This window comes from Micromonospora sp. DT41 (assembly GCF_049841715.1).
Lineage (GTDB): Bacteria > Actinomycetota > Actinomycetes > Mycobacteriales > Micromonosporaceae > Micromonospora > Micromonospora profundi.
This window is the reverse complement of the sequence record NZ_JBNCKU010000029.1, coordinates 43,374-50,805: the sequence shown is the minus strand read 5'-3', so window position 1 is coordinate 50,805 and position 7,432 is coordinate 43,374. Positions and strand designations below refer to the sequence as shown.

Annotated in this window: 7 protein-coding genes; 3 read left to right on the top strand and 4 right to left on the bottom strand. The window is 67.3% G+C overall.

What is annotated here, in order from left to right; all coding sequences use genetic code 11:
• Positions 1-499: 499 nt before the first annotated feature.
• Positions 500-1,330 (bottom strand): DUF1963 domain-containing protein, encoded by an 831-nt coding sequence (locus tag ACLQ23_RS30815; protein ID WP_355628984.1) that lies wholly within the window; start codon positions 1,328-1,330, stop codon positions 500-502.
• Between the two features lie 172 nt (positions 1,331-1,502).
• Positions 1,503-1,949 carry a hypothetical protein gene (locus ACLQ23_RS30810; protein ID WP_355595221.1) on the bottom strand — a complete coding sequence of 149 codons (447 nt, stop codon included), beginning with the start codon at positions 1,947-1,949 and terminating at the stop codon, positions 1,503-1,505.
• Positions 1,950-2,569: 620 nt separating this feature from the next.
• Between ACLQ23_RS30810 and ACLQ23_RS30805 the strand changes: the two genes are divergently transcribed.
• Entirely contained in the window at positions 2,570-3,211 is a 642-nt protein-coding gene (locus ACLQ23_RS30805) for an RICIN domain-containing protein (RefSeq protein ID WP_355628981.1), read from the top strand.
• 187 nt (positions 3,212-3,398) lie between these two features.
• Here ACLQ23_RS30805 and ACLQ23_RS30800 read toward each other — a convergent pair whose 3' ends face one another.
• Together ACLQ23_RS30800 and ACLQ23_RS30795 are read right to left on the bottom strand one after the other, a co-directional pair.
• Positions 3,399-4,604, bottom strand: coding sequence for a hypothetical protein (locus tag ACLQ23_RS30800; RefSeq protein WP_355595225.1), 1,206 nt, complete (start codon positions 4,602-4,604; stop codon positions 3,399-3,401).
• Between the two features lie 195 nt (positions 4,605-4,799).
• Positions 4,800-5,555, bottom strand: coding sequence for a hypothetical protein (locus tag ACLQ23_RS30795; RefSeq protein WP_355628979.1), 756 nt, complete (start codon positions 5,553-5,555; stop codon positions 4,800-4,802).
• A 200-nt stretch (positions 5,556-5,755) separates the two neighbouring features.
• Here ACLQ23_RS30795 and ACLQ23_RS30790 point away from each other — a divergent pair, with 200 nt between their 5' ends.
• Positions 5,756-6,553: an alpha/beta fold hydrolase gene (locus ACLQ23_RS30790; protein ID WP_425881472.1), complete on the top strand. Its 798-nt coding sequence runs from the start codon at positions 5,756-5,758 to the stop codon at positions 6,551-6,553.
• 156 nt (positions 6,554-6,709) lie between these two features.
• Positions 6,710-7,339, top strand: a complete 630-nt coding sequence (locus ACLQ23_RS30785; protein WP_425881471.1) for an HAD-IA family hydrolase — start codon at positions 6,710-6,712, stop codon at positions 7,337-7,339.
• Positions 7,340-7,432 lie beyond the last annotated feature (93 nt).

Below are 7,432 nucleotides of genomic sequence, written 5' to 3'. Positions count from 1 at the left end.
TCTTCGCCAACACCGGCATGACCCTCGACCCCGAACCACCGTGACGGTGCGAACTTCAGCCTTTCAACCTCTGTAGCCGCTCCCGGCGGGCCGCATGTTCGCGCTGCACAGCCACGTGGCAGTGCCGCCACCACGGGCCGCCACCAACCGGGCTGCCGGGATCAAGGTGGCCGAACAGCGTTCGGTGTTCGTTGTCCGGGGTGTCAGGGACGCCGATAGCCTGTTGCTGTCGACAGCAACGGTGACAGCAACAGGGCCGGACGTGGCAGGTCAGAGACGGACGGCGGCAGATCAGCGGCCGACGTCAGAGACGCGCGCGGACAGGCTCGGACGGAGCGCCCAGAACTTACAAGCGAGGGGTCGCAGGTTCGAAACCTGCCGCGCCCACAAACCCCTCTCACCTGCGGAAACGTGGGAGGTGTGCAGCACCACCCGATCGCTCAGGCGCTCGGACAGCACTCGCTTACCGGGCGCACCGCCTGCCGTCTGCCGCGTCGGTTCACGCGCCGTCCAGGTGGACGTACACCCGGTCGAAGCGCAGCTCGGCCAGATCCTGGCGCGGAACCATCCAGCTGATGAGGTTCTGCTCCCCGCCGTTGACCATGTCGGTGCCGTCCGCCGAGGCCAGCAGAACCCAGTCCTCGTCCGTTGGCGATTCCATGCCGGAAGCGGGCGGCCGCGGATTGGCGACCTTTGTGACCGCGTCGATGGGCCCGTTGTTGAGCTCAATGGGGAAGCCGCCCAGCTGCACCCCTCTTTCGCCGAGTGGATATACCTGCGAGTCTTCCCACGCCCTGGACAGGCCCTTGCCGCACGGATGCTCGGGGGTATCGCTGTCGTCGGCAGAGTGGAGAGGGTGATAGGGGGCGATCGTCAGGCGCAGACTCTCCACGGGCCACGGGCCATCTTCGTCTTCATCGTCTTCGTCTTCGTCTTCGTCTTCGCCCTCGACGCTCCAGGGTCGCTCGGCGACGGCTGCTCCGGCGGGGACATACAGCACCGTGCCTCCGAGGTCGCAACACGCGTCGCCGTCGTCGCCGGAGAACAGCAGCAGCTGACCGTCGGAGGGCAGGGGCAGGTCTGTCGCCTCGGCAGGCAGGGCCGCGCAGTCGATCGAGGCGACAAGGGTGAACGGCGGGTGGGGCACGTCGGCCGGAAGCCACGGGTTGCCACCCCACCGGCCTACTACCGGCCCGTCCCCGTAAGGGAGGAGCGTCGCAAACGGGCGGAGGCCGCTAATCCATTCGTCGACGTCGGCTGGCGGGATGCTTTGCTCGGCCGCCTTGGCGCGGAACGGGTCGATGAACCTTTGCATGTACGTCGAACTCATGCGCGGCAGTGTAGGGAGGAACACCGACAGGCCGGAGTGACGGTAAGCCGTCCAACTGCCTCGACGGTGTCAAACCCCCGTGGGCAAGGCTAGTCGCGTGCGCCGGCGGCCGGCCGGGTAGCGCCCCCAGCTGATCGGGCGGGACTCCGCCGGTGGCGGATCGTCCCACTGATCATCCGTTCACTGTCCGAGCCGGATGATTCGGGTGGGTCAGCCATACGCCGGCCAGCGCCACGAAGGCCACGCCGTCAGCGGCGAGGGACCAGTTGAGGGACGCCAGGAGGTGGGGCTGGGCCTGGAGCAGAGGGGTGCCGATCAGGGCCACCCAGCACGCGAAGAGCGCGACCCCGACCGCAGCGGTGGTCAGGAGCCCCGACAACCAGCCGCGGGTCGAGACCAGGGCAAGGACGACCACGACGGCCACGACGAGCGCCAGGAAGTAGAACGGCAGGTAGATGAAAATGAACGCGCCGAACCTGCCGCCGGCCTCCAACTCGCCCCACGCCTCTCGGTCTGGCCGCGAGAAGCGCAGACCGTAACCGAGGATCGCGCAGGCGATCGCGACCGCACAAGCGGCGACTGTCTGCGAGGCTCGTCGACGGTTCCTCGAATTTCCCATGGCACACCGTACTTGCTCTGCGGCAGGCGGCGGCTCCGCCCTGCGGCTCCCTGCCGGAACCGAGCCTCGACGGCGCCGGGGCGGCGGACGGTCAGTCACCGGGCCGCACCCGGTGCGTGGACGAGCCGGCCGAGCGCCCAGAACTATCGGCGGGCCCACCTGCTCGGCGGTGCCGGGGTTCGCACTTTCGGTGGGATGAGGGGTATTTGTAGCTGAGCATTACCGTCCGAGACGGCGGCAATCGGAAGATCTTCGCTATTCAAGATAATGTTACGACCTGTGTTGCGGATGCTTGGGATACCCAATTTGTCGGCAGTGGACCGATGTATTTGATCGGCATTCCTGATTGCCTTATTGTAAATCGCATTTAGGGTTCCGGCCAGCCGGTGGATCCGACGCCGCCGACCAGCGTCCACATCGAGCCGAGGAACCAGGCGGGCCACCCCGCAGGCACAGTTTTGCCAGCCGCTTGACCTGTTGTCGGCCATCAGCCGCACCCGTACGGTTGCCGCACCAGCATTCCGTGTGATTAGCCAGATGAATTGTGGCAATTGCAGCGGTGCTGATGGAATCGGAATTCATCTTTGATGGGATTTAATGTGAAGAAAATGAGAAGGTCTGTGGCGGTCTTGGCGGTTCTGGCCATGGCGGCGGCGGGATGTGGGCAGGACGCAGAGTCGAGCCCGTCTGCGTCCGAGCCGGCCACGCCGACGAGCGCGGCATCCGCAGCTGCGTCCGCGTCCGCATCCGCGCCCGCGGCGGTCGACATCGACACGTCCACCAACGAGAAGCCGGTGGACGGTTCGGACGCCGCTGCCGTGAAGACGGTCGACGTCAAGGCGCGGCCGGCGGCGCAGGCCCCAGCCTCGGCGTCGGGGTACTACAAGCTCAAGACCGTGTTCCGCGGCGAGGACGAGTGCCTGGAAGGCAACCGCGTCGACGGCAACTCGACCCTCGCCGGCGCCGCGTTCCAGAACACCTGCAAGGACGTGGACGGGCAAGCCTGGAGTTTCACCAAGCGCCCCGACGGCTACTACACGCTGCGGACGAAGTTCCTCGGCGAGGAAAGTGCCTGGAAGGCAACCAGATCGATGGGAAGGTCCTCGGCGGCGCCGCATTCCTCGACACCTGCCGCGAGGTCACCGGACAACAGTGGAAGCTGGTCGAATCCGGTGACAACCTCTTCCGGCTACAGACGAAGTTCCGGGAGAAGGAAGGCGAATGCCTGGAAGGTAACCGGTTCGCACCGGCGTCCGTGCTGAAGGGGGCGTCGTTCACGGACAAGTGCCAGAACGTGACCGGTCAGCTCTGGTACCTCACCGCGATTCCTGCCTGACGACACTGCATTTACTGAAGGAGCCCGGACAGCAGTCCGGGCTCCTCCGCGCGCGCGTGGTGCATCCGGCGTCAGTACGGCGACGTCAAGCCGGCGCGAGAACTGCTGCGGGTCTAACCTGCCAGTCGGGATATCAGTTCATTACGCAAGGGCCACGATTCGTCATTGATGCACTCTGCTAGGCAGGCCAGCCCAAGTGCCAGAGGCCAGGAAACCGCATCCCGGTGCTTGCGCGGCAGCATCTCAAGCGGCTGACGAGGGTCCCACAGCCGCACCGGTGCGAGGCTGACCGGCATGACTTCGTGGACGAAAGACCGCTCCACTCGCCGCACTGATCGGTCGAGCATCTGGTCACCGGTGAGTCTGAGGAGGGTTGCGGCGCAGAATTCGGGCATGGCTCCCCGGCTGATCCAACGACCATGGCCAACGACAGCGCTGCCCTGTATCTCGTTCGCTTCCAGGTGGCATTCTTCCTGCAGTTCGCGCTCGGCGCCGTTGATAACAATAGTTTGGATAGTCCAGTCGGCCATGTTGTGAGGCATGTCCTTGGGTTCGAGTGCACCCGATCCGGACGGGGCAAGCAAGCCGGGGCTGCCCATGTTCTCGGGGGTCTGCGACACAAGGAGCAATTGCCCGTCGGTGGTGAAGGCAAGCGTCGATACGCCGATGATGTTCGCGAGGCGGCTTCGCCTGAAGGGGATCAGCCGTCCCTCGGGGTCGAGGATGAGATCACGACCACGAAGGGCGGGACTCTTGCGTCCCACCTCCCAGACATCCAGGGGGGCGAGCAGGTTGCTGCACAAGAAGTCGAAGTAGCGGGCGGCTCTCAGCTTGGCGACGTCGTCGCCCAGAAGATCCGATGCCAGGCAGAGCACGCGGTCGTTGTAAATCTTCCCGGTCTTGGCGCGGCGGGTCAGATAGTCAAGGGACCAGGTCCTCAAATCACGGGGAAGCACGTAGTCCGGGGTTTGAAGAATGGCGCGGATGGGTCGTTTGCGGAGTTCGGCATTCTCCCGACACAGCATTATTCCTACGTCTCGGGCGCTTTCTATGCTCGGGCCGAGGGCGACCGACTGATCTACAACGTCCTTGTATTTGTCGCCCTCTCGCGGCTGGAACCGCAATTCCTCTGAGCGGCGGCGGTTGGCCCGGGTCTCCATGAAGGAGAGGGTAGCGCCAGCAAGTCCCGCAGCCACACTAACTGGCCGAGGCGGATTGACCAGGGCGGTTGCTGCGCCGAACGAGGCCAAGACAATGCCGACGGTGGTGAGTCGGAAGCGCCACAGCCGGTAGCGCCAGATGGTCAGCTTCGTCCTCACCGATCTCTTAGCTCCAAGCATCTGCGCTCTCCGCCGGTGTGGCTGCCTCGGGTGCTGCATCCTAACGGCGGATGAAAACTTGTCGCGTACGGCCGAATCCGAGAGCCGGCAGAGAAGTGGGACAATTCTGAACACGACCGACGGCCGTGATCTTGTCTGCATCGCCTGCGTCGGATATTTGACTCCTGGGCGAGCCTACGAGCAACGTGCCCGTACCCGATCCAGCTCGTGTTGCGTGCCGATGGCCGACCGGTGCTCGGGGTGCTCGACGTAGTGGCGGATCGTTTCCGCGAGAAATGTCGGATCGACGTGCAGTGGGCCCATCGGCAGCGAGAACGGTACGGGTGGGCGGCCCGGCGTCGCCGGCTGTTGCATGAGGGTGAGGTTCGCGGTGCGCCGGGCCGGTGGCGGTGGGCCGCCGGGGAGCAGCCGGTCCCAGCGGACGAAGGCGCGCCGGGCCAGCCACTGCTTGGTGATGCCCTCCCGGTCCAGGATCAGGCGCGGTCGGTCCAGCAGCAGCACGGCTGCCATGGCTGCCAGGACGACGGCCGGGACGGCAATGCTCAGGGCGAGAGCGCCGGGGATCTCGGCGAGCCGCACGCGGTCCGCGCCCGGAACCCGCTCGGTCAACACCGCACCTCCGGCCAGCCAGCCGACGAGGATCGCCCAGTGGCTGAGCCAGCGAGGGCTGGCCGTGGCGACGAAGCTCTCCGTCCCGGCCGCGATCTCCCAGGTCGCCGGACGCTGGCGGACCCGTCTGGTGAGTAGGGCATGTGCTGCCGCCGGCAGAAGTATGCATGCGGCCTGGGTGGCCGCCCAGACCACGAAGGCGAGGCCACTCGGTTCGATCCGCCAGGTCACCGGCTTGAACCACAGTTCGGTGCAGATTCGCAGGGCGAGCGCGGCCACCGCGAAGGGCCAGATCAGCAGGCGCGCCACGCGAGGGGACATGCCCGCAAGCTAGACGACCCGGGCAACCCGCCCACCAACTCACCCTGGCCCACCAGAGGAACGGTGGTGCCGTTGCGCGACAGGCACCGGGAGCGCTGGCTTGCCGCGATCGAGGTACGGACGGATCGGCGCGTTGCGTTCGTCGATGCTGTGCGCCCGTGTTGGATCGGGACCTGTGACGCCGTAGAGCGGGAGGCCGAGTGGGGTACGCGCAGGTCAACGGGCTGCGGCTCTGGTACGAGTCGTACGGCGCGGGTCGGCCGTTGGTGCTGCTGCACGGCGGCTACGGGTCGACGGAGATGTTCGCCCCGATCGTGCCGGCGCTGGCCAAGCGACGCCGGGTCGTCGCGGTGGACCTCCAGGGTCACGGGCGCACTGCCGACGTCGACAGGCCGTTGCGCTACGAGACGATGGCCGACGACATCGCCGCGCTGCTCGGGCACCTCGACCTGTCAACGGCCGATCTGCTGGGCTACTCACTCGGCGGTGGTGTCGCGTTGCGTACCGCCATCCAGCATCCGACGCTGGTACGTCGGCTGGTGCTGGTCTCCACCCCATGTCGGAGCGCCGGCTGGTATCCGGAGGTGCTGGCCGCCATGGCCGCCCAGGATGAGCGGACCGGCGAGCGGATGCGCGGCACGCCACCACACCTGCTCTACGAACGCGCCGCGCCGCGCCCGCAGGACTGGCCACGTCTGTGGGCAAAGAGCGGTGACCTGCTACGCCGTGACTACGACTGGTCGGGCGAGGTGGCCCGGCTGAGCATGCCGACGATGTTGGTCTTCGCCGACGCCGACTCGATCCCGACAAGCCATGCGGCGGAGTTCTACGGGCTGCTTGGCGGCGGGCACCGCGACGCCGGTTGGGACGGCACCGACCGGCCCGCCGCCAGACTGGCTGTGCTGCCCGGCCACACGCACTACGACATCGTCGGCGCACCGGCCCTGCCGGCGGCGGTGCTGTCGTTCCTCACCCACCAGGTCGGCGCGCCCACCTGACCCCACCCCCGAGCCGGCGCGCCACCTGATCCGTCGAGGCCGCGTGCGCTGAAGTGCCGTCGGTTTGTGGTCCAGGACATGACGGCGGCCACCTGACCGGCAGTCCGCTCGAAAGCGCCCTACCCTCGGGGCAGGGCGAATTCAGGGAGCGTGATCGTGGAACTGGCGCACATCGGCGCGGTGCTGTTCGACATGGATGGCACGCTTGTGGATTCGGACCCCGCCGTGGAGCGGGCGTGGGAGCGGTGGTCGTCCGAGTACGCCGTCGACCCGGCGGCGGCGCTCGCCATAGCGCACGGCAGGCCCGCCGATCAGACCATTCGCCGGCTGTTGCCTGCGCTCGACGACGCGGCCGTCGCCGTGGCGGCGGCCCGGCAGCTGACGTTGCAGTACGACGACCTGTCGGACGTGACGGCCACCCCGGGCGCACACAAGGTGTTGGCGGTCCTTGCCCGGTTGGGGTTGCAGTGGGCGGTGGTGACAAGCGCTGACGTCCGGCTGGCGGAGGCCCGCCTCGGTGCCGCGGGCATCGAGGCGCCGGTGCTGGTGACAGTCGAGGACGTACGCGTAGGTAAGCCGGACCCGGAGGGCTATCTGCGTGCGGCCGCGTTGCTCGACGTACCGCCGGAGCGGTGCCTGGTCGTCGAGGACGCCGAGGTCGGGTTGCAGGCCGGGCGCGCGGCGGGCGCGATGACCGCGGCGCTGAAGGGACTCGACGGCGACCTGCGGCTTGTCGACCTGACGCAACTGGCGGACGGACTCGTGTCGGCTCCCACGGCACGCTGACCGGCGACGGGGACCGGGCGGCTCGCTGACGGGGTGGCAGGGTCGGGCCGGTTCTGCTCCACTTCCTGCTGGATCCCGACACCCAGAGAAAGG